We start from the raw sequence: 21,964 nt of genomic DNA on the forward strand, positions 1-21,964 counted from the left end.
GGCACCGGAAGCAGTACACCACTGTTGACGGATTCAGTGGTGACCACAGAGCAGGACGAAAGGTAGCACCATGGTTAAGCAGTCCATTTTCGGCCGTATCGCGCAGCTTGCAAAGGCGAACATCAACTCCTTGCTGGACAACGCTGAGGATCCGCAGAAGATGCTGGACCAGATGGTCCGGGACTACACCAACAACATTGCCGAGGCGGAATCCGCCGTCGCGCAGACCATTGGCAACCTCCGCATGCTCGAGGATGACTACAACGAGGACGTCAAGAACGCCCGGGATTGGGGAAACAAGGCACTCGCCGCCTCCCGGAAGGCTGACGAGTTCCGCGCAAGCGGCAACGCAGCCGACGCGGAGAAGTTCGACAACTTGGCCAAGGTAGCCCTTCAGCGCCAGATTGCCGCAGAAAACGAGGCCAAGGGCGCCGAGCCGGCCATCATGTCCCAGCGCGAAGTGGTGGACAAGCTAAAAACCGGCCTGGACCAGATGAAGAACAAGCTTAACCAGCTCACCAGCAAGCGCAACGAACTGGTGGCCCGGTCCAAGACGGCTGCGGCACAGTCGCAGGTGCATGACGCGATCAAGAGCATCGACATCATGGACCCCACCAGCGAGGTAGGCCGGTTCGAGGAGAAGATCCGCCGCGAGGAAGCCAAGGTCCGCGGCCAGCAGGAACTTGCTGCGTCCAGCCTGGATGCACAGTTCAACCAGCTCGAAGACCTCGGCGAGCAGGTGGAGATTGAGGCCCGGCTGGCCGCGCTAAAGTCAGGTGGCGCCAAGCCGGCCATCGGCGCGGCCTCGACCAACAGCGCTTCCGGAACCACCGTGGACGAAGCGGACTTCGACAAGTTGTAACTCCTGATCCAGCTTTGCGCACATTGGTGAGGGCCAGGACGCGGCGTCCTGGCCCTCACGCGTCCTCCCACCAAGTAGCGTGGTGGGATGGCTCCCACCGGTAAGACGTCCCTTGTGTGGCTGCGCGACGATCTCCGCCTCGACGACAACCCCGCCCTCGCGGAGGCCGCAGGACTCGGACTCCCGCTGACAGTCGTGTACATCCTCGAGGAGGAGTCTGTTGGCGTCCGGCCCCTGGGAGGAGCTTCACGGTGGTGGCTGCACCATTTTCTCGCCACGCTCTCCGCCGCGCTCGAGGCAAGAGGCTCGCGTCTTGTGCTGCGCCGCGAGCCCTCGGGCGACGTCATCAGGAAACTTGCCACCGAGACCAATGCCGGCCACATCTTTTGGAACCGCCGGTATGGTTTGCCGGAACGTACTATCGACGCCGAGCTCAAGGATTGGGCCGGCGGGAACGGCATCGAGGCCTCAAGCTTCCAGGCAAATCTCCTTTTCGAACCCTGGACCATCCGAACCGGGGCTGGCGGACCCTACAAGGTCTACTCGCCGTTCTGGCGGGCCTGCCTTGCCTCAGGCGACATCCGGGAGCCAGTGGACTCCCCTGCCGCGCTGCCCGCGCCTGCCGCTTCCGGACGCGGCCTTCCAGCCAGCGATCCGCTGAAGAGCTGGCAGCTGCTGCCCTCCTCCCCCGACTGGAGCGGCGGCCTCGCAGCAACGTGGGAACCCGGAGAGGAAGGCGCCCTCCGCCGCCTTGAGGACTTCCTTGACGGCCCGATAGAGCATTACGGCGCCGGCCGGAACATTCCGGGCGCCGAAGGAAGCAGCAGGCTGTCGCCGCATCTGAGGTTTAGCGAGGTCAGCCCGTTCCGCGTCTGGCACGGCATCCGCAGGCGGTTTCCGCGGAACGTGCCGGCCGACGTCGGGACTTTCCGCTCCGAGCTCGGCTGGCGCGAATTCAACTGGCACTTGCTGTACCACAACCCGGACCTCGCCACCCGCAACTACCGGCCTGCATTCGACAACTTCCAGTGGGGCCGGCTGAGCCGGCAGGAACTTGCCGCCTGGCAACAGGGCAGGACCGGCTACCCGTTAGTGGACGCCGGCATGCGCCAGCTCTGGCAAACAGGCTGGATGCACAACCGGGTGCGAATGGCCGCGGCATCCTTCCTGGTCAAGAATCTCCTGATGGACTGGCGCATTGGCGAACAGTGGTTTTGGGACACCCTCGTGGATGCGGATGGCGCCAACAACCCGGCGAACTGGCAGTGGGTGGCCGGATCAGGCGCAGACGCCTCACCGTATTACCGGATCTTTAACCCGGTGACCCAGAGCAGGAAGTTCGACCCCGACGGCCGCTACCTGCGAACCTTCATCCCTGAGTTGGAAAAACTTTCCGGCAAGGAGATCCACGAACCGTGGACTACGGAGGCGGACGGCTACCCTGAGCCCCTGGTGGACCTGGCGGAGTCGCGGGAACGCGCCCTGGAAGCCTACCGGCAGCTCGACGACGGCCAGGACTAGCGGCTGCTGACTTTGCCCATCAGCGAAGCGATGGGCCGCAGGAAGATCGGGCGGGCCAGGAACCAGGCGGCCACCATGACCGCCACTGAGGCCACGAAGACCCAGAAACCGAACCAGCCGTCGTCGTCACGGACGCCGTACATGTGATTCAGGTTGCGCAGGGCCCCGGTGGCCAGCACCAGGAAGACGTGGACGGCGATGAACGCCACGAAGTAGACCATTACCGGGAAGTGGACGGCGCGTGCCCATTCGATGGGGAAAGCCTTGTTAAGGCCGGTTGCTTTCTTGGGCCAGGCCCCGGACATCCGCAGCCCGGTGATGAAGGCCAGCGGGGCTGCGATGAACACGGTCACGAAGTACGAGAGCAGCTGGAGGGCATTGTAGTTGACCCAGCCATTTTCGGTCGGCCAGTTCAACGACGCGTACTGGAGCGCCGCAGAGAGCGCGTTCGGGAAAACGTCCCAGCTGGTGGGGACAATACGCATCCACTGCCCGGTGGCGAAGAGCAGGACGGCAAACACGATTCCGTTGAGGATCCAGAGAACATCCAGCGTCAGGTGGAACCACAGGTCAAGGCTGATCTTGGTGGGCGAGTTCCTGGTCCGGATCAGGCCCTTGTTGTTGCGCGTCCAGTAACCGCCGGGCCGGGTGGTGGTGCGTACCTGCCAGCCCGTGCGGATGATCAGGAGCAGGAAGAAGGCGTTGAGGAAGTGCTGCCACGCCAGCCATGCCGGGAACCCCACCGGCGCGTTGTCCGGGAGTTTCGAGTGGCCGGGGTAGTCCGCAACGAAGGATGCCACAGCCGGCAGCCCCATGAGCCACTTGGCAAGCAGCACCACCAGGACAAGCGCCCCGAGGACAGCGGGCACGCCCCAGTAGAGTCGGGACCGCTTAGCGGCGGCGGTACCGCGCTTCTTGGTGGGTGTGGACATCGAGCAACATTCCTCTCGAGAATGACTGGCCAACTGCTCACGGCTGTGAGGCTCTGCGAAAGAGAATACTAGGAACTGCGCGTATTCAAGGAAAAAGAAGACCCCGCCCGGCTGGTGCCGGGCGGGGTCTTTCCATAGTTGCGGGGACAGGATTTGAACCTGTGACCTCTGGGTTATGAGCCCAGCGAGCTACCGAACTGCTCCACCCCGCGTCGCTGGATCTACACTACCCTATTTTGGCGGCAGTCTTGACCACTGTGCCGACGCGCCAAGGTGCGGCTGATTAAGCAGGAGGGGCCGGACACTGTTTCCAGCGTCCGGCCCTTCCGTCAGTTGCGGGGACAGGATTTGAACCTGTGACCTCTGGGTTATGAGCCCAGCGAGCTACCGAACTGCTCCACCCCGCGTCGCAAGAACTACTTTACCGGGACGTGAACAGCGGGCCAAATCGAAGCGGCGTGATCTCCGTTACGCCGCCCGGCACCCGCTCCACGGGAGCAGGTGCCGGGCCGTCGCCGTCGGCTTTAACTGCCTGGCGACGGTGACGGTGACGGTGACGGCTGGGTAGCTTCAGCAGCGGGCGCCGGTGACGGGGTGGCGGCGGGAGCCGGGATCTTGGCCTCCGCGTCAACGGCCTTCTGCAGTGCAGCTGAAATTCGCTTCTGGGCTTCACCATAAGCGGCGAAGTCACCCGAAGCGAGCGCTGCCTGTCCAGCCTGGATTGCCGCGTTGGCCTCATCCAGTGCAGCCTTCAGCTCGGCCTTGGCATCTGCCCCGCCAGGCGCGGGCGGGGCTGCGGGATCGGCCGGAGCCTGCCCGTTGTTGTCCGAGTCGCCAGCGGCGGCGCCGGAGTCTCCGCCGAACAGCTGCTTGAGCGCTTCGTCGAGGGTGGGAGCAAAACCGACCTTGTCGCCGAATGCCACCAGGACGCGCTGCAGCGTGGGGTAGGAGGTCTCACCGGTGGACTTGAGGTAGACGGGCTGGACGTACAGGATGCCGCCGCCCACGGGCAGGGTCAGCAGGTTGCCGTTCAACACATCCGAGGCACCCTGGCGCAGCAGGTTGAGGGCCTGCGACACGGTGGGATCGGAGTTGAACTTGTTCTGCGCCTGGCCCGGACCCGGAACCTGGATCTCCGGCGGAATCTGCAGCAGCCTCAGCTTGCCGTAGCCTTCAGCCTTGACCCCGGCCTGGTTGCCGGCGTCCGAGTCCGCGGCCAGGAAGCCGTACAGGACGTTGCGGGCATTGCCGTTCACGATCTGCGGGATGAACGATGAGGTCAGCTGGAAGGCGGGCTTCTCCTGGTCCGGCATCTGCAGCGACATGTAAAACGGCGGCTGCTTCACCTCGGCGCTCGAATCCACGGTGGGATCATTCGGCACGCTCCAGACGTCCTTGGTCTGGTAGAAGGTGGAGGGGTTGGTTACGTGGTACTCCCCCAGAAGCTGCCGCTGGACCTTGAAGAGGTCCTCCGGGTAGCGGACATGGCTCATGACGGCACCGGACATCTCGGTGTACGGCTTCAGGGAGGTGGGGAACACCTTCTGCCACGCCTTCAGCAGCGGGTCCTGGTCATCCCAGGCATAGAGGGTGACGGACCCATCGTAGGCGTCCACTGTCGCCTTGACCGAATTGCGGATGTAGTTGACCGTGCTGTTGGGCAGGGCAACGGTGCGGCCGGACGTGGTCTGTGAATCGGCGGTGGCGTCGGAGAGCTGCTCCTGCTGCGAGTACGGGTAGTACTGGCTGGTGGTGTAGCCGTCCACGATCCACTTGACCCGGCCGTCCACGACGGCGGGGTAGGCGTTGCCGTCAACCGTCAGGTACGGGGCGACCTTTTCCACCCGCTCACGCGGATTGCGGTCGTACAGGATCTGCGATTCCGGGTTCACGCCGTCGGAAAGCAGCAGGTCCGAGGACTGGAACTTGATTGCATACAGGACCCGGTTGAAGAACGTTCCCACATTGGGACCGCCGTTGCCCTCGAAGGTGTACTGGGTTTCGCCTTCGCCGGACGGCCGGTCCTGTTCCCGCGGCGGGGCACCATCGGGTGCACCCACGATGGAGTAATCCGGCGAGTACTCACCAAAGTAGATGCGGGGCTCATAGGTTGTGTCGTCACCCAGAACGCCGGTGGAGGGAATGCCTGACTGGAGGAACTCGGGCTTGCCGTCCACGGTGAACTTGTTGCCCTTGGCCGCTACCACGCCATAGCCATGCGTGTAGACCACGTGCTGGTTGAGCCAGCCCTGCTGGTTAGTGGCTACGTTGGTGGGATTAAGTTCCCGGACAGCGATAACGGTGTCCTGGATCTGCCCGTCAACTTCATAGCGGTCCACATTCAGGGACTCCGGGAAGCGGTAGTAGGGACGGTACTGCTCAAGCTGGGCAAATGCGTCTGAGATCAGGTTAGGATCCAGCAGCCTGATGTTGGCCGTCGTCTGCGCATCCGGAGCCAGGGCGCCGGTACTGGCAGTGTTGGTCGCGTCATACCGGCTGACCTGGATGGCGTCCAGGCCATACGCCCTCCGGGTGTTGTCGATATTGCGCTGGATGTATTCCTTTTCCAGTGTTTCCTCGGAAGGCCGCACCTGGAACTGCTGGATGACCCAGGGGTAGACGCCGCCGGCAAGGATGGACGTGATGACTAGCATCGCGGTCCCGATGACGGGCAGGCGCCAGCGGCCGATGATGGCGGCAACCACGAAGAGGATGGCCACCAGGACGGCGGCGACGGCGAGGATCGCCTTGGTGGGGATGACGGCGTTGACGTCGGTGTACAGCGCGCCGGCCCACTTTCCGGCGTTGCTCTGCACGGCGGAGTACCGGTCCAGCCAGAAGTTCACGCCCAGCAGGACCAGGAAGGCTGCGCCGGCCACGGCGATGTGGATCTGTGCTGCCCGGCTGGTGAAGATGCCGCGCTCCATCAGCCGGATGCTGCCGTACAGGTAGTGGGTGAGGATACCCGCGATGCCGGCGATGACCACCACGCTGATCAGGAAACCGGTGACAAAGCCAAGGAACGGCAGAACCATCAGGTAGAAGCTGATGTCCAGGCCGAACTCCGGGTCCTGCTGGCCGAAGCCCTCCTGGTTGAAGAACAGCAGGACCTTCTGCCACTGGCTTGCGGCGGCGCTGCCGGCAAAGAGTCCGAAGAGGACGGGCAGGCCCACCATGACCACCCGGCGGACCGGCTCCAGCTGCGCCTGGTAGCGGTTGAGGTTGTCCCGGATGTCGGAGTCCGGGGCGTAGACCGGCCGGGCGTGGTAGGCGATGCGGATCGCGAAGAACACTGCGGCGAACATGATGGCAAAGCCGGCGGCGAAGATGGCGATCCGGGAGAGGTTCTCCGTGAGGAAAACCTCGATGTAGCCCAGCTGCCGGTACCAGAGGACGTCGGTCCAGACGTTGGCAAAGAAAATGAAGCCCACAACCACGAGGGCCACAACAATCAGCGTGGGCGTCAGCGCGCCCCGCCTCGAAGGGGGTCTGCCTGTGGACATGGTGCTGGCGGGACGGGACAAACTGGGTACCTCATAGCTGGTCGTCAGATATTTGGAGCGAGCGAGCAGGCGGACTCTGCCGGCCAACGGCTGGTTTTGTCCGCCATAATTGCCACGAGTGGCGGTAAAGCATAGTTCCTGTCGAGTCTAGATGCGCCCAGTCTAGTTGTTTGTGCAGGTCGGCAGGTCGGATGTGTCCCCTCCGCTGCCGGCGAGTTCGACGGCGGCCCTCGCCTCCGCCAGGTTCTCCACCCTGACCACCTGCAGGCCGTCCGGGATGTTCCCGGCTACCTGCGGACAATTGGCGGCGGGCGCGAGGAACAGCGTTGCTCCCCCGTCCCGGGCACCGTGCATCTTCTGCTCGATTCCCCCGATGGGTCCGACAGCGCCATCGGGGGTGATGGTGCCAGTCCCGGCGATGTGCTTGCCGCCCGTCAGGTCCCCCGGCGTGACTGTATCGATGATGCCCAGCGAGAACATCAGTCCCGCGGAAGGGCCGCCCACCTTCTCCAGGGAAATCTCAACGTCGAAGGGGAAAGTGAACACGTATTTGAGCATCACGCCGAGGATGAACCTGCCCTCACCATTGTCCTTCGGCGTGATTGTCTCGGTGACCTGCTCCCCGCCCCGCTCCACCACAACGGTGGCGGGCGCGCCCTTCCCGGCTGCCAGCTCCTCCTGGATGACCGCAAGGGCGTTGATGTCCTTGCCGTTGATGCTCTTCAGGATGTCCCCCTCCCGGATTTTGCCGGCGGAGGCGGAACCTTCGGACAGGCCTGCGGCCTGGAGCTGCTGCCCGAACGGGATGTCCAGCTCGTTCAGGGCGGAAGCAACCGCGTTCTCCTGGGAGGTTGCCATGGCCACCGCGCTCTGCTCCTCGGCTTCCTGCTTTGTGGTGCCGGTGGGGTAGACCAGTTCAACGGGCTGGACGGACCTGGTGGGGTTGAGCCAGGCAGAGAAGGCGGTAAGGATGCTGACGGGGCCGGTGGGGCCGCCGTCCACGTACACAGTGGTCAGGTCCAGGTTCCCGGAGGCCGGGTAGGTTTCCCGTCCTGTCACCTTGATCACCGGGGTCCCCTGGCTTTGCCCGAGGGTGTTGTAGATAGGCCCTGGTGACTCCACAACGTACGGGACGGGAATGGTGGCAACGCCTATTCCCAGCCCAAGCGCGGCCATGCCGGCCAGCATCATGGCGGACACCCTGGGGTCCCGCGGCGACGGGCCCTCCGGCCCGGGTGCCCGTCCGCCGTCGTCCGTTTCTACGGCTGCTTTTTCCCAGGAAACGGCACCGACGGGAAAGTCTGGGGCATGGTCCTCGGAAGGGTGGCCGCCGCGGGTTGTAGTCACCCCATAAACACTACGCGGTGGCGGACAATCGCGGTTCTTTGCCTACAGCGAACGACGCCGGAGCGCGGCAGACAGCCGACCACGGCCGGGGTACCGTGAAGGTTGATCAACAGTCACACCGACGATCGGCGGGATCATGAGCTCCAACCCACTTAATCCGTCCAACGGGGACGACGACACCCCCAAGGATCCGTTGACCGAGATGCTGCAGAACCTCATGGGCGGCAAGGGGATGGAAAACTTCGATCCTGCCGAACTGGCCAAGGCTGCGGGGCTGCCCAGCGACCCCAATGTGCTGGCGCAGATGTTCTCCCAGGTCCAGGCGATGATGAGCGCACCGTCCGAAGGGCCGGTGAATTGGACGCTTGCCCATGACAACGCCCGCAGGGTGGCCGCCAGCAGCGCCGACCCGTCCGTCACAGCCCAGCAGTCGCGGGACGTGGACGAGGCGCTGCGGCTCGCGGAACTCTGGCTGGACCCGGTCACGGACCTGCCCGCCACCGGTTTGATCGGTCACGCCTGGTCGCGGGCGGAATGGGTTGAGGCAACCCTTGGCACTTGGAAGAGGCTCACCGAGCCGGTGGCCAACAGCATCGCCAATGCGCTGTCCACCGCCATGACGGAGCAGATGCCCGAGGAGATGAAATCCATGATGGGCGGCGCGTCATCCATGCTCCAGAATATGGGCGGTGCCATCTTCGGGATGCAGCTGGGGCAGGCGATCGGTGCGCTCTCCACCGATGTGGTGAGCTCAACCGATATCGGCGTTCCGCTGGCGGATCTCGAAATGGCGCTGCTGCCGGCCAATGTCGCCGCTTTCGGCGAGGGACTCTCGCTGCCGGAAAATGACATCAGGCTTTTCCTCGCTGTGCGCGAAGCCGCCCATGCCCGGCTCTTCGTCCAGGTTCCCTGGCTGCGGGGACACCTGCTGGGCGCCATTGAGGCCTACGCCCGGGGTATCCACATCGACACCTCCCGGATCGAGGAACTGGCACGCGACCTCGATCCCAGCAACCCGGAAGGCATCCAGGAGGCCCTGTCCCAGGGTGTCTTTATGCCCCAGCGGACCCCCGCCCAGGAGCAGGCCCTGGAGAAACTGGAAACGGCGCTTGCCCTCGTGGAGGGGTGGGTGGACGAACTCACTGCCGCGGCCACGGAAAAGATGCTGCCCTCCGCCGGCGCCCTGCGGGAAACGGTCCGCCGCCGCCGCGCCACCGGCGGCCCCGCTGAGCATGCTTTTGCCTCGCTGGTGGGACTGGAACTGCGGCCCCGCCGGCTGCGGGACGCCGCTACGCTGTGGGCCACGCTGAAGGAAGAGCGCGGCATCGAAGGCCGCGACGCCATCTGGCACCACCCGGACCTGCTCCCCACCGCGGAGGACCTCGACGATCCCAAGGGCTTCAGCGGGCGCCGGAAACTGGCCGAGGCCAGCGACAGCGAAGTGGACGATGCCCTGCAGAAACTGCTCAGCGGCGGATTTGACGCCACTTCACCGGATGCCGAAGAGGACGGGAAAGGGACGGACGACGACGGCGGGGACGGCCAGGCGAAGAGCTAGCCCGGGCCGCGGGCCGGGTGAGCCGCCGCTAGTCGGCGTCGTGCGGCCCGCGGTCCTGCTCCGGGAGGCCCCGCGACGTGGCGAACGAAACCCCTTCCAGGAAGGCTTTTGCGCGCTGCGTCTCCGGATAGGCCTCGAGGAGTTTCCAGAATGCGGCGTTGTGCCCCGCTACCAGCAGGTGGGCCAGTTCATGGAGCAGCACGTAATCGATGACCCACTGCGGCATGGGCCGCAGTTTGTCCGAGAGCCGGATGGTGCCGTCGGCCGGAGTGGCGGATCCCCACCGTGAGTTCTGGTTGCTGACCCAGCGCACCGAGGCGGGCACGGCCCGGCCGCCCAGGTACCGGTTCGACAAATGGGCGGCATGCTCCGCAAGCGCGGCATCGGATGCCGGCCGCTTCCTGCCGGGAGCTGTGCGCCGCTCCCCCTGGCGCTGCAGCTTAGCCAGCATCCGGTGCACCCATTCCGACTCCTGCGCCGCGGTAAAGCGGGCCGGGATGGCAACAATGGCGGTCCCGTTCTCCCAGAATGCCGCCACGGTCCGCGTGCGCCGGGCAGAGCGCCGCACCTCCACCGGGACCCCGTCCGGGGTGGTCAGCGGCAAACTGTGTCTTCCTGTCCTGTGCTTTCCTGCGTTGCGGTTTCCTGCCCGTTGGGGTCCTGCCGCAGGTGCCCCGCTCACAGCTCCGCGCTTTCCGTAAGGACGCGGAGGACGTCCTCCCCGTATTTCTCCAGCTTGGAAGGCCCGACGCCGGCGAGCCGGGCGAGTTCTTCCAGCGACTCCGGGCGGGCCTCCGCAATGGCCGTCAGTGTGGCATCGGTGAACACGACGAAGGCCGGCACGTCCGCGGAGTTCGCCGCCTCGCGCCGCCAACTCCTCAGTGCCTCGAACGTTTGTTCTTCGTAACCGGGCGGGCAGGCATTGCAGCGGCCCACCTTGCGTTCGGCGCCGGTGGACAGCATGCTTCCGCAGATCCGGCACATGGCCGGGGCAGCGGCTTTCCGGCGGGGAGCTGCACCCTTCCCGCGTGCGGTGGAGCTCGCCACCGACTCGGGCCGGAGGCCGTCCAGGAAGCGGGAAGGCTTGCGGTTGGCCCTGCCGCCGGGGGTCCGGGCGGTGCTCCAGGAGAGGGCCAGGTGTTCGCGTGCCCGGGTGATGCCGACGTACAGGAGCCGCCGTTCCTCATCCACCGCTTCCGGGGTGTCGGCAAACGAGATGGGCATCAGGCCCTCGCTGAGTCCCACCAGGAAGACCGCGTCCCATTCCAGGCCCTTGGCTGCGTGCAGCGAGGCGAGCGTGACGCCCTGCACGGTGGGTGCGTGCTGCGCCAGGGAGCGCTCCTGGAGTTCGTTGACGAAGTCCGCCAGGCCAAACTGCGGGCCCCGGTTTTGGACCAGTTCGTCCGCCAGCGCCACCAGCGCTGCCAGCGACTCCCAGCGCTCCCGCAACGCGCCGCCGCTGTGCGGAGCGGAGTCGGTGTACCCGAGGGACGAGACGATATCGCGGACGAGTTGGCCGAGGGGTTCCGGCGCCTCAGTTTCGGCCCCGGCCCTGGTTGCCGCCCGCAGCTGGAGGATGGCGTCGCGGACTTCCTTGCGGGCAAAGAACCGTTCACCGCCGCGCAGCTGGTACCCGATGCCCGCCGCCGCCAGCGCCTGCTCGTACGCCTCGGACTGTCCGTTCGTCCGGAACAGGATGGCAACCTCGCTGGCCGGTGTTCCGGCGTCGAGCAGTGCCTGGATCTTCTGCGCCACCGCGGCAGCCTCGGCTTCGTCGTCGGCGCACTCCGTGAACGAGGGCACCGGCCCCCCGGGCCGCTGCGCCACAAGCTGCAGCGGCGTTGCCCAGGCAGCGTCCGCTGCCGGCCCGCCGCTCCGCCGCCCTGCCAGGAGGTCGTTGGCCAGCTTCACCACCTGAGGTGTTGAGCGGTAGTCCCTGATCAGCTTGACCACGTTCGCCTGCGGGTAGCGCGCCTTGAAGTCGAGAAGGTGCCGGGGCGAGGCGCCTGTGAAGGAATAAATGGTCTGGCTGGCGTCGCCCACCACGCACAGCTCATCCCTGCCGCCCAGCCACAGTTCCAGGAGCCGCTGCTGCAGCGGGGATACGTCCTGGTACTCATCAACGACGAAGTGGCGGTACTGCTCGCGGACGGTGGCGGCCACTTTCCCGTCCTCCTGCAGGATCCCGACGGTGATCAGCAGCACGTCCTCGAAGTCGATGACATTGCGGTCTGTTTTGACGTCCTCGTAGGCCTGGAAGACCCTTGCCACCGCCGTGAGGTCGAAGCCGCCGGGCGTGCCCCTTCCCTGGGCGTTTTCCAGGTAGTTGGCCGGGGTGAGCATGGACACCTTGGCCCATTCGATCTCCGAGGCCAGGTCCCGGATGGAGGCGCGGTCCGTGCTGAGCCGCAGCCGCCTGGCCGCTTCCGCCAGCATCTGCGCCTTGTGGTCCAGCAGGTTGGGCAGCGACCCGCCAACAGCCTGCGGCCAGAAATACTGGAGCTGGCGCAGGGCGGCCGCATGGAAGGTGCGGGCCTGCACGTTGCCTGCGCCAAGGTCGCGCAACCGGCTGCGCATTTCGGCCGCTGCCCGGGCGGTGAATGTCACTGCCAGCAGCCTCTGCGGGGTGTAGACACCGGAGTGGACGCCGTAGGCGATGCGGTGCGTAATGGCCCGTGTCTTTCCCGTCCCGGCGCCCGCGAGCACGCACAGGGGGCCGTTCAGGGTGCTGGCCACCTCACGCTGTTCCGCGTCCAGGCCGCCAAGGATGCGGTCCTCCAGCGAGGCTGCCCCGTCAAATATCTCTGTCGTCACTTCTGCTGCTTTGTGTCTCGGCTACCGCGTGCCTGGAGTGATGGGAATTCGGGTCTAGGCGCCGGCAAGGTCCTCGATCCGGCCGCCGTACCAGTGCTCGATCAGCGCCCGGGCAATGGAAAGCCGGGTGGAAATGGTGATTTCCCCCCGGAGCACGGCCTCCTGGAGCTCCTCCCGGCTGAACCAGCGCGCCCTGGTGACCTCCACGCCGTCGGGCGTTGCCACGGCGTCATCGGTAACGGCGGTAAATCCAAGCATAAGGGAGGCCGGGAATGGCCAGGACTGGGAGCCCAGGTACTGGCACGCCTTCACACGCACCCCCACTTCCTCGAAAATTTCCCTCACCACTGCCTGTTCCAGCGATTCGCCGGGCTCAACGAAGCCGGCCAGCGTTGAGTAGTTCTTTGCGTCCGCAGGGCCGCCGCCGCCCAGCAACAGCCGCCCGTCGGCGCCCACCACCGTGACGATAATCGCAGGATCGGTCCGCGGATAGTGTTCGGAGGAATCCACCGGGCACCGCCGCATCCAGCCGCCCGATTCGACGAGCGTGGGCGTTCCGCAGCGGGGGCAGTGGGTGTGGCCCGAGTGCCAGTTGGCGATGGCGCTTGCCTCGATAAATAACGCAGCGCCGGTTGGGCCCAGGCCGGCCGCCACGTCACGGAAGCCGGCCCAGGCCGCATTGGCAGGAATGCCCGCGGTCCCGGGCTGGACCGGTTCGGGGAGGACAAACAGCAGCAGTTCGGTGCCAGCGGGAAGGTCCGCCCCGGGCAGGGCGGAACCGAGGTAGATCACCAGGTCCGGAACCACGGACGCGGCAGCCAATGCCTCCCGGAGCTCCTTTGCGCCGGCCAGGAACAGGGCACCGTCCTGGACCAGCCCCTGCCGCCCCGACAGAACGACAGCCTGCGTGCCTGGCGCTGCCAGGAGTTCTTCCACCATGCCCGGCCTCATGCGCTCCGCTGACCCGCGGTCAACCAGGGCAGGCGGGACGGGAAGCAGGGTCTCGTGGAGATGATTGGCCGGCAGCAGCGCCGGCGCCCCCTGGTGGACGGGTGTGACTGACTCTGCATGGCTCATGCTTCCACCGTACTTACAGGGACCGACAAACCGCATTCCGAAGATACCGGCAGCACCCGTTAGGGGTACCCCACTTTCACGTATCTGGAGACTCGCCGCGGGCAGACCGGCGACTTGGACGGCGGGCAATCTACCGTGGAACGGTGAGAAGAAAACCGATTGAACTGGCAGCCGTTGCAACCGCGGCAGTCCCCGGACTGACCCCAACGGCCGTTAGCTCCGCCCCGGATGACCCCGCGGACTTCGATTCGGCTCTGCTCCTGGATTCGGAAGGCAAGCGCTGGCGGGTCAGGTCGCCCAGGCACGCCGAAGCCAGCGCGAGGCTGGAAACGGAGTTCCTGGTGCTGCGCGCCTTCGCCCCGGGCATCCGGGCTGAACTGCCGTTCCTAATGCCAACGGTTGCCGGCAGTGTCCGGCTCGGCACGCTGAGCACCTTCGTCTACTCCCACCTGGCCGGCAGCACCCGGAGCGTTGAGGAACTCACCGCGGGACCGGAGCCGCTGGCCCGCGAAATCGGCGTGGCCCTGGCCGCCGTCCACGACCTGCCGCGGTCCCTGGTCAGCAACGCCGACCTGCCCAGCTACACACCCAACGAGTTCCGGCAGCGCAGGCTCAACGAACTGGATCAGGCGGCCACCACCGGCAAGATCCCGCCGTCCCTCCTGGTGCGGTGGGAACACGCCCTCGAAGATGTTTCCCTGTGGCGTTTCAACCCGTCCGTGGTTCACGGCGACCTGCACGAAGACAACATCCTGGTGGAAGGCCAGCGTGTCACCGCCGTGACCGGGTGGACCGACCTCCGAATCGGCGACCCCGCGGACGACTTCGCCTGGCTGGTGGCGTCCAACGAACAGGACTTTGTTGATGCCGTGCTCGCCGGCTACACAGCCAGCCGCCGTGACACTCCGGACAGCCACCTGCTGCGCCGGGCCGCCCTGTCTGCCGAGTTCGCCCTCGCCCAGTACCTGGTAAAGGGGATCGCTGCCGGCGATTCCGCAATGGTGGCCGAGGCCGAGGGAATGCTGGAAACCCTGGCCGGCGACATCGCCGAACACGGCGGCCAACCCATCAGCGTAGAGCCGCTGCCTGCCGGCAATGCCGCAGGTCCCGGCACCCCGCCGGCGGCGTCCGGCCCCGTCAAGGCGGCAGTCGAAGTAGCCCCGGTGCCCGGGGCACCCGCTGCCCCGGTCAGCCCGGCGCCCAACCGGCCGGCGGTGGAGGTACAGCCCGTGCCCGCGCAGCCGGCGGCCGCGTCTGGGCCCGGGCAAGTGCCTCCGGCAGTGGACGTGACTTCCTCCCCTGCACGCCCCGCCGTCCATGTGGCGCCTGTTCCAACTGAACCTCCCGCCGCCGGGAACGCGCACGCCGGTCCGGACGATACCTCCACCACCGCACTGCCCGTCGTCAAGGCACAGCAGGCGTAACCGGGCAGAGGCTGCCCTCACGACGCTTCGTGCTGCCTCACTCCATGTCGAGGGCCGCCGCGACAATTGCCTCAAGCTGGTCGGCTGTGCCCAGATCATGCGGGCGCACAACCTCGTTGTCGGCGACATAGAAGAACGCGGCGCGCACGTCCTCCAGCGGGACGCCCTTCAGCCGTGCCCATGCCAGCCGGTACACGGCAAGCTGCACCGACTTCGCCCGCAACCGGGCTCCGGACGGACGGCGGCCGGTTTTCCAGTCCACCAGGTCCCAGCGCCCGTCCGAGTCCTGGAACACGGCATCGATCCGCCCGCGAACCACCACGTTCCCCACCCGTGTCTCTACCGGTACCTCGACGAAGGCAGGCGACCGTTCAGCCCAGGGCGATGCCCGGAAGGTAGCCACCATTGCGTCGAGGTCGTAGGCGGCGTCGATATGGTCGTCAGCGCCAGGGGCTTCTCCTAGGTCGAGCATGCCGGCAGTACCGAAGTACTCTTCCACCCAGGCGTGGAAGGCGGTTCCCTTGCGTGCGGACATTCCCGGCTCCCTTGGCACGGGCCTCCGAAGCCGTGCCAGGACCGCCGTCGGGTCCTCCCTTAGGTCCACCAACGTGGACGCAGAGATGTGCCCGGGCAGGTGGACGTCCTGCCTCTGCGACTTCCTCGCCCTGCGCTGCAGCAACAGTGCGGCCTCCCTGGCCCAACCGGCAGCGGCTCCGCCCAGTCCTGGCCTGCCGGCTGCTTCAGAGCCCGCCGCAACGTCCGGAAACGCCGGTTCAGGTGCCCCCGGCTGCTGTCCCTGCCTAATGGCTTCAAGCTCGGCCAGGACACGCGAGGCAGCCGTTTCCATGGCGTTCCTGCGGCCCCGCGCCAGCCGGAGCCGCTCCCCTGTCCGCGGATCCACCGGCCCCTCCAGCGGGTCATACGGCCAGCCGGCCACCTCAATCTCAGAGGACAACGGGCTGCTCTCCGGCAAGGCTGCCTCGTCAAGCGACCGCGGATGGACTTTAGCCTGCACGGGCCCCGCGGGAGTCGCCTCCAGGAGGACTTCGAGTTCGGCCAGGAACGGGGACATCTCAGCCCTGGCCGCGCGGGAACCCACCCACGCCGCGCTGGACACCCACAAAACGTGTTTTGCCCGGGTATAGGCCACATAGGCAAGCCGGCGTTCTTCCGACTCCCCGTGCGACTGGACGTCCGCCTTGAAGTCCTTCTCCGCGTCCAGCCAGCCCTTCTGGTCCGGCTGGTCCAGGTCCCACTGCGGCAGGTCAGCGCGGTCACCACGCAGGGGCCACGGCAGGGCTGCGGCGCCGCTGCTCCACCGCGAGTCCTTGTCGCTGGGGAACGCCCCGGCGTTCAGGCCGGGAACGAAGACCACATCCCACTCCAGCCCCTTGGAGGCGTGGACCGTAAGCAGCTGCACCGCTTCCCGGTTCACGTCGCCCGGCGGCGCCTCCAGGCCGTTCTCCTCAGCGGCTGCGGCTTCGAGCCAGGCCAGGAAGGCAAGGATGTCCACCCGCTGCGACGTCCGGAGGAATCCCGCAGCGGCGTCCTGGAACGCATCCAGGTTGCGCCGGGCCTGGTGGATACTGACGCCGGGGCGCGCTGCCACTTCGATGTCCAGGAGCATGGCCCGTTCCACTTCGCCCAGGAGTGTGGTGAGGTCGTCGCCCAGGTAGCCCCGCAGCTGCCGCAGCTCCGCCGACAGGAGTGAAAGCCGGTGCCGCGCGTCCGCGCTGAGGCTCCTGCCGCCGGCTGATGTCCATCCTTCCCGCGGCAGCCAGTCAAGCGCTTCCACCAGGCTGGCGCCGTCTGTGAGGTCCCCCTCGAGGACTGCGGGTTCGGCATCGTCGTCGCGCTCCGCTGCCCGGCCTCGCCGGCGCGCGAGCTGGCTGGACCAATCCCTCAGCGCCATCAGGTCTGCCGGCCCGATGCGCCACCTTGCCCCGGCCAGAAGCCGCATGAGGGCGTCGGAACGGCCCGGATCCGCAAGGACACGCAGCGTTGCGACGAGGTCCACCACCTCGGGTGTGTCCAGGAGGCCGCCCAGGCCCACGATCTCGTATGGAATGTTCCTGGCCTCGAACTGGCGGCGGACAGCCTCCATCTGGGCACGCCGGCGGCAGAGGACAGCAATTGCCGGTGCGACGGCGGTGCCATCCGGCTTCAGTTCGAAGTCGGTCACCCTGTATTTCAGGACGTCGTCCGCCAGCGCAGCCGCTTCGTCCGCGTCGCTGCCGAAGCGGCCCAGCACCACGGTGCCGTCCACCGCGTAGGTGCTGGGTTGCAGCGGAGGTACCTTCGCCGCGGCAGCACCGCCCCCGGCCGGCACCCGCTGGCCCTGCGACTTCCCCAGCGACTCCGACATCACATTCGCTGCCGCCAGGATGGAGCGTCCGTTGCGCCAGGCGGTGGTCAGGTACGAGGTGGGTGCAGGTGACCAGGAGGCGGTATCCGCCGGTCCGGTTTTCACCGGGAATTCCCGGACGAAATGGAACAGCTGCCCGGCCGAGGCGCCGCGGAAGCCGTAGATCGACTGGTTGGGATCCCCCACCGCCGTCACCGCATGTCCCCCGCCGAACAGGCGGGAGAAGAGCACCAGCTGGGCGTGCGAAGTGTCCTGGAACTCATCGAGCAGGACCACCTTATAGCGCTGCCGCTCCATGCCGGCAGCGAGCGGAACGTCCCGGGCGACCTTGGCAGCCAGTGCCACCAGGTCTCCGAAGTCGAGGGCACCGCGTGCCCGTTTGGCGGCGGCATAACGGCCGACCATGTCCGCCACGCTGGCCCTTGTCCGCATCATCCCCGCGAGGTCGGCGGCGGCCTGTGGAGGATTCTTCTTCTTATCAGCCAGGTACGGCAAGGACTCGAATTCCGAAAGCCGCGCCATCAGCCACGCCTCGACGTCCTCCGGTTCCTGCAGGTGCTCGGCGCACTCGCCGGCGAGCTGGATGACCGCCTTCACCAGCGTGGACTTGGCGGCACGGAAGTGGGCATACTCGCCGTCGTACGCCTCCACGACTTCGCTGGCGAGCTGCCAGGCCTGGGCGCCGCCGAGCAGGACCACGTCCCGTTCCACCCCGAGGCGGAGCCCGTAATCGGACACGATCCCACTGGCGAAGGAGTGGTACGTGGACACCTTCGGCTCCATGGCATCGCTGCTGAGCAGGCCTTGCGGGAAGACCCGGTGCCTGGTGTCGTTGGCAACCAGCCGCTGGAGCGCTGCCAGCTTTGCCCGGATGCGCGAGGCCAGCTCCCCTGCGGCCTTCCGGGTGAAGGTCACGCCAAGGACTTCTTCCGGCCTGACCCAGCCGTTGGCGACGAGCCAGACTACCCGGTCCGCCATAGTGGCCGTCTTTCCCGAGCCCGCGCCGGCAATGACCAGCCGCGGCGTCAGCGGAGACGAGATAATGGCCGACTGCTCCGCCGTGGGTACATTCTTCTCGCCCAGCAGCACGGACAGTTCTTCCGGGGTGAACCGCACCGGCAAGGATGCTGCGGCACCGTCCGGAACCGCCGGGGCAACCGAGGGGTGGTGATCCGCCGTTGGCTTGGTGGCTGGGACCCGGGTCATTCCGTCACCTGCCTTCCGCGTACGCAGAGCGGGCACACTTCGGGCAGTTTGCAGCCGTGGCCACCGTGCCTGCCCTTGGCAGGATCATGCCGTGCTTCGAACTCACTCCCACTCATTACGGCCGCCGCCTCCTTGACCATGTCGATAGCCCAGTTGTCCTGCGGGTCCAGTGCCTCCTGCTGCTGGATGGCCGGATTCTTGGCGCTGGTGCCCAGCTGGGCCAGCACGGCGCCGCCGGGCAGGGTGGTGCCTGCGTTATCACCGCTGCCTTGGAAGCCGCCCGCCAGGACGGCGGCCTGGTAGGCCGCCAGCTGCGGATGTTTGGCCACCTCGGCCTTTCCTGGCTGGCGCTTTCCGGTCTTGAGGTCAACGATGACCAGCCTGCCGTCACCATCAATCTCCAGGCGGTCCACCTGCCCGCGAAGAACGGCAGCCCGAGGGCCGGCGTCGTCCACGGCGATTTCGCCAAGGGGCACTTCGAAATCCTGCTCCACTCCCAGCAGGCTGCGGCCCTCGCTCCGCATCACCACTACGTACTGGGCGAGCTTGCGCACCATGGACTCCGCCCGCTGGAAATCAAGCCTGCCCTCCCAGTTGTCCTTCATCCCCAGCGCAGGCCAGCGCCGCACCAGTTCGGCAACATACTCCGATCCCGAGGCCTCCGGCATGTCCTGGGCAATTCCGTGCACCAGCGTTCCCAGGCTGCGGGCAAAGTCGGCAGCCGCCTCACCGCCGGCGGCCTGGACAAACCAATCGAGCGGCGATATTTGCACGGTTTCCACTTTCGACGGCGACACCGGTACGGTGCCCCCGGGCGGCACCACCGGTGCCACGGACGTCAGCGGGGCCAGTCCCCACCAGCTCGAAGGGTGTGCGCCCGGCACGGGCGGTTCGGCGGACGCCAGCGTTGCCAGGACACGGGCCGCCTCCTGCGCCTGCGGATCCTCGCCATCCAGCTGGGCGTGCTGCCGGAGTTCGGCAACGAGTGCCCGCAGTGTCATGGGGCGCTCCACCTGCGTGAATCCCCTGCCCTCCCGGCCCTGCTCCAGCGGTGCGACGTGATCCAGGAACGACGACGGCTGGTCGTCTTCGGAAGCCACCGCCGTACAGACCAACAGCTCCCGTGCACGGGACACGGCTGTGGAGAAGCTGCGCAGTTCGTCGTACCGGATATCGCGGAGCCGGCTCAAGGGATCGCGCTGCAGTGCATAAGCTGTGCCATGTTCCACGGCGTCTGCATAGAGAGTGCTGCCCAGGAGCTCGCCGCGCAGCCGCGTGTTGGGCCAGACCCCCTCCTGGAGCCCCGCGACGATCACCACTGGCCACTCGCGTCCTGCGGCGCTGGCGGGGGTCATCAGCTCGACGGCGTCGTCCACCTGGGCGCGGGCGGCCAGCGTGTCCATGGGCAGTTCCTGGTTCAACAGGTACTCGAGGAACTGTTCGGGACCAGCGCCGGGCATTTGGTCGACATACCTCTCGGCCGTGTGGAACAGCGCCATGATGGCATCAAGGTCGCGGTCGGCGCGGGCACCATGCGGTCCGCCGCCCAATGCTGTCTCTGTCCAGGCGGCCGCGAGGCCGGTGGAATTCCAGAGCGCCCACAGCACTGACTCCGCGTTGGCCCCGGGCCGGCACGCGGCCTCCCGGCCGGCATGAATCATGCGGGCAGCGCGGCGGGCCGCACGTCCTTCGATCCCGAGGCTGCCGAGCGCCGCGGGATCCAGCAGGGCTTCAACCAGGAGTGCATCGCTGGTGCGGCCGCCACCACCCAAAAGCTCTTCGCGTCTCAACGACTGGCGCAGGCGCCGGAGTTCAATGGAGGTGGCACCGCCGATCCTGGACGTGAGGAGCGACACCGCGGCCTCGGGGGTGAGGACGTTGGGGTCGAGCGCGACGGCGAAGGCATCCAGAAGCGGACGCACCGCCACCTCGTCCCGGACAGCGGATTCTGCCACCGGCACGCGAACGGGTATGCCCTGCCCTGAGAGGTAGCGCTGCAGTTCGCTCACCTGGCCGCCGTTCCGGACGATGACCGCCATGTCCGTGAGGTCCCGGCCATGGTTGATGTGCTGGTCAAGGATCCGCTGGGCGATATACCGGAGTTCATGCACCGCGGAAGGTACCAGGTGTGCCTCGACCGCCCCGTCCGGCCCCCGGTTCTCCGGCCCGTCCTCCTGATCGAGGCGGCGGGCCAGGCGGCTGCCCGCCCGCTGGGCTATCCGGGCTGCAACGCCTTGCCATGCCTCTGCCAGCGCCGGCGCAAGCCGGTGGGATCGTGACAGTGGGCGCTCCAGGACCGCAGCCCCCGGCGACAGCAGCCTGGGCAGCTCGGAAACGAGATCCGGACGGGCACCACGGAAGCCCTGGACAACAGTGTCCGGGGAATAGGCCACGTAGCAGTCCTGCCCTGAGGCGATATCGGCCAGCAGCTCGAAGACTGCAGGGTTCGCTTCCTGGATGTCGTCCACCAGGATGAGTTGCAGGCGCGCGCGTTCGGCCGCCAGGAACCCGGGGGCGTCCTGGAAAATGTGCCGGGCGGCAGTGATAATTCCCGCGGGATCAAAGGCTTCCGGCATTCGCATGTCCAGGACGTCCCGGTATTCGCTGTACAGCGAAGCGGCGGCGGTCCAGTCAGGCCGTCCGCACTCCTGCCCCAGCCGGACCAGGTCCCCGGCTGTGCCTCCGGATTCGATGATGCGGTCGAAAAGCTGCCGCACCTCCTGGCGGAACCCGCGCGTCTCCAGCGCAGCGGCGAGATCCGGGGGCCAGGGCAGCCCCAGGCCGGGCAACCGGTGGCCGTCAAGGAGCTCCTTGATGATCAGGTCCTGTTCGGGGCCGGTCAGGAGGCGCGGCGGCCTGGACAGCGGGATGATGCCTTCAGCTTTGGCACGCCTGATGAGATCGAAGGCATACGAGGCCCAGGTACGCGCGGGGGTGGTGCTGAGGCTCCGGTCCAGCCGTGCCGTGAAGCGGTCGCGAAGGAAGTCCGCCGCGAGACGGGTGGGGGCAAGAATCAGCATGTTCTCCGGATTGATGCCGTCGCGAAGGACACGTTGGACAGCCGCCTCAATCAGCACGGTGGTCTTGCCTGTTCCGGGAGCACCGGGCACCAGCACCGGACCTGCCGCTTGGGGAACATCGACGGCGGCCAGCTGGTCCGGAGTAAGTAACGGAGCGGCGGCATGGGTGTGGCGCGGGGGCAACAACCGCAGGGAAGCGGCCGCCGGCCTGCCGGTGCCCACGGCGGAAGTGTCCGTGGTCCCGGCCCCGGGTAGTTCAGTCCAGGCGCCGTCTCCGTACTCCCCGCCGGGCTGCGGACCCTGCAGGTACTCGTCACGCGGTTCGGTAAGGGGAA

At 66.9% G+C, this 21,964-nt stretch carries 12 protein-coding genes and 2 tRNA genes; 4 read left to right on the top strand and 10 right to left on the bottom strand.

What is annotated here, in order from left to right; genetic code table 11:
• The first annotated feature begins 70 nt into the window (after nt 1-70).
• Nucleotides 71-862 carry a PspA/IM30 family protein gene (locus tag ACLH0K_RS11640; RefSeq protein WP_411373758.1) on the top strand — a complete coding sequence of 264 codons (792 nt, stop codon included), beginning with the start codon at nt 71-73 and terminating at the stop codon, nt 860-862.
• Nucleotides 863-949: 87 nt separating this feature from the next.
• Nucleotides 950-2,383, top strand: a complete 1,434-nt coding sequence (locus ACLH0K_RS11645; protein ID WP_411373759.1) for a cryptochrome/photolyase family protein — start codon at nt 950-952, stop codon at nt 2,381-2,383.
• Here the strand turns inward: ACLH0K_RS11645 and ACLH0K_RS11650 are convergent.
• The 5 genes from ACLH0K_RS11650 to ACLH0K_RS11670 all read right to left on the bottom strand — a co-directional run bounded on the left by ACLH0K_RS11650 (nt 2,380) and on the right by ACLH0K_RS11670 (nt 8,165).
• A complete protein-coding gene (locus ACLH0K_RS11650) occupies nt 2,380-3,315 on the bottom strand; it encodes a cytochrome b/b6 domain-containing protein (protein ID WP_411373760.1) in 936 nt (311 codons plus the stop codon). The genes ACLH0K_RS11645 and ACLH0K_RS11650 overlap by 4 nt on opposite strands.
• Nucleotides 3,316-3,453: 138 nt before the next feature.
• Nucleotides 3,454-3,527: transfer RNA gene (locus ACLH0K_RS11655), tRNA-Met, on the bottom strand.
• A 121-nt stretch (nt 3,528-3,648) separates the two neighbouring features.
• Nucleotides 3,649-3,722, bottom strand: a tRNA-Met gene (locus ACLH0K_RS11660).
• Nucleotides 3,723-3,839: 117 nt separating this feature from the next.
• The gene (locus ACLH0K_RS11665) at nt 3,840-6,818 is read right to left on the bottom strand and encodes a UPF0182 family protein (protein WP_411373761.1); all 2,979 of its coding nucleotides are present in this window, start codon (nt 6,816-6,818) and stop codon (nt 3,840-3,842) included.
• 162 nt (nt 6,819-6,980) lie between these two features.
• Nucleotides 6,981-8,165, bottom strand: coding sequence for a PDZ domain-containing protein (locus tag ACLH0K_RS11670; RefSeq protein WP_411373762.1), 1,185 nt, complete (start codon nt 8,163-8,165; stop codon nt 6,981-6,983).
• Between the two features lie 136 nt (nt 8,166-8,301).
• On the opposite strand from ACLH0K_RS11670, the gene ACLH0K_RS11675 reads away from it, so the two are divergent.
• The gene (locus ACLH0K_RS11675; RefSeq protein ID WP_411373763.1) at nt 8,302-9,723 is read left to right on the top strand and encodes a zinc-dependent metalloprotease; all 1,422 of its coding nucleotides are present in this window, start codon (nt 8,302-8,304) and stop codon (nt 9,721-9,723) included.
• Between the two features lie 28 nt (nt 9,724-9,751).
• Here the strand turns inward: ACLH0K_RS11675 and ACLH0K_RS11680 are convergent, their stop codons facing one another.
• From ACLH0K_RS11680 to nudC, 3 genes are all read right to left on the bottom strand, one after another.
• A complete protein-coding gene (locus ACLH0K_RS11680; protein WP_411373764.1) occupies nt 9,752-10,327 on the bottom strand; it encodes a M48 family metallopeptidase in 576 nt (191 codons plus the stop codon).
• A gap of 74 nt (nt 10,328-10,401) precedes the next feature.
• Nucleotides 10,402-12,537, bottom strand: coding sequence for an ATP-dependent DNA helicase UvrD2 (locus ACLH0K_RS11685; protein WP_411373765.1), 2,136 nt, complete (start codon nt 12,535-12,537; stop codon nt 10,402-10,404).
• 54 nt (nt 12,538-12,591) lie between these two features.
• Nucleotides 12,592-13,614, bottom strand: coding sequence for an NAD(+) diphosphatase (nudC, locus tag ACLH0K_RS11690; RefSeq protein ID WP_411373766.1), 1,023 nt, complete (start codon nt 13,612-13,614; stop codon nt 12,592-12,594).
• Between the two features lie 143 nt (nt 13,615-13,757).
• On the opposite strand from nudC, the gene ACLH0K_RS11695 reads away from it, so the two are divergent.
• Nucleotides 13,758-15,038: a phosphotransferase gene (locus ACLH0K_RS11695; protein ID WP_411373768.1), complete on the top strand. Its 1,281-nt coding sequence runs from the start codon at nt 13,758-13,760 to the stop codon at nt 15,036-15,038.
• Nucleotides 15,039-15,075: 37 nt separating this feature from the next.
• Here ACLH0K_RS11695 and ACLH0K_RS11700 read toward each other — a convergent pair whose 3' ends face one another.
• Both ACLH0K_RS11700 and ACLH0K_RS11705 read right to left on the bottom strand, forming a co-directional pair.
• A complete protein-coding gene (locus ACLH0K_RS11700) occupies nt 15,076-18,609 on the bottom strand; it encodes an ATP-dependent helicase (protein ID WP_411373769.1) in 3,534 nt (1,177 codons plus the stop codon).
• On the bottom strand, nt 18,606-21,851 hold the full coding sequence (locus ACLH0K_RS11705) for an ATP-dependent helicase (protein WP_411376471.1): 3,246 nt from the start codon (nt 21,849-21,851) through the stop codon (nt 18,606-18,608). The genes ACLH0K_RS11700 and ACLH0K_RS11705 overlap by 4 nt, the downstream gene beginning before the upstream one ends.
• Between the last annotated feature and the right edge of the window lie 113 nt (nt 21,852-21,964).

Origin of the sequence: Arthrobacter sp. MPF02 (genome assembly GCF_046605375.1) — a bacterium.
Lineage (GTDB): Bacteria > Actinomycetota > Actinomycetes > Actinomycetales > Micrococcaceae > Arthrobacter.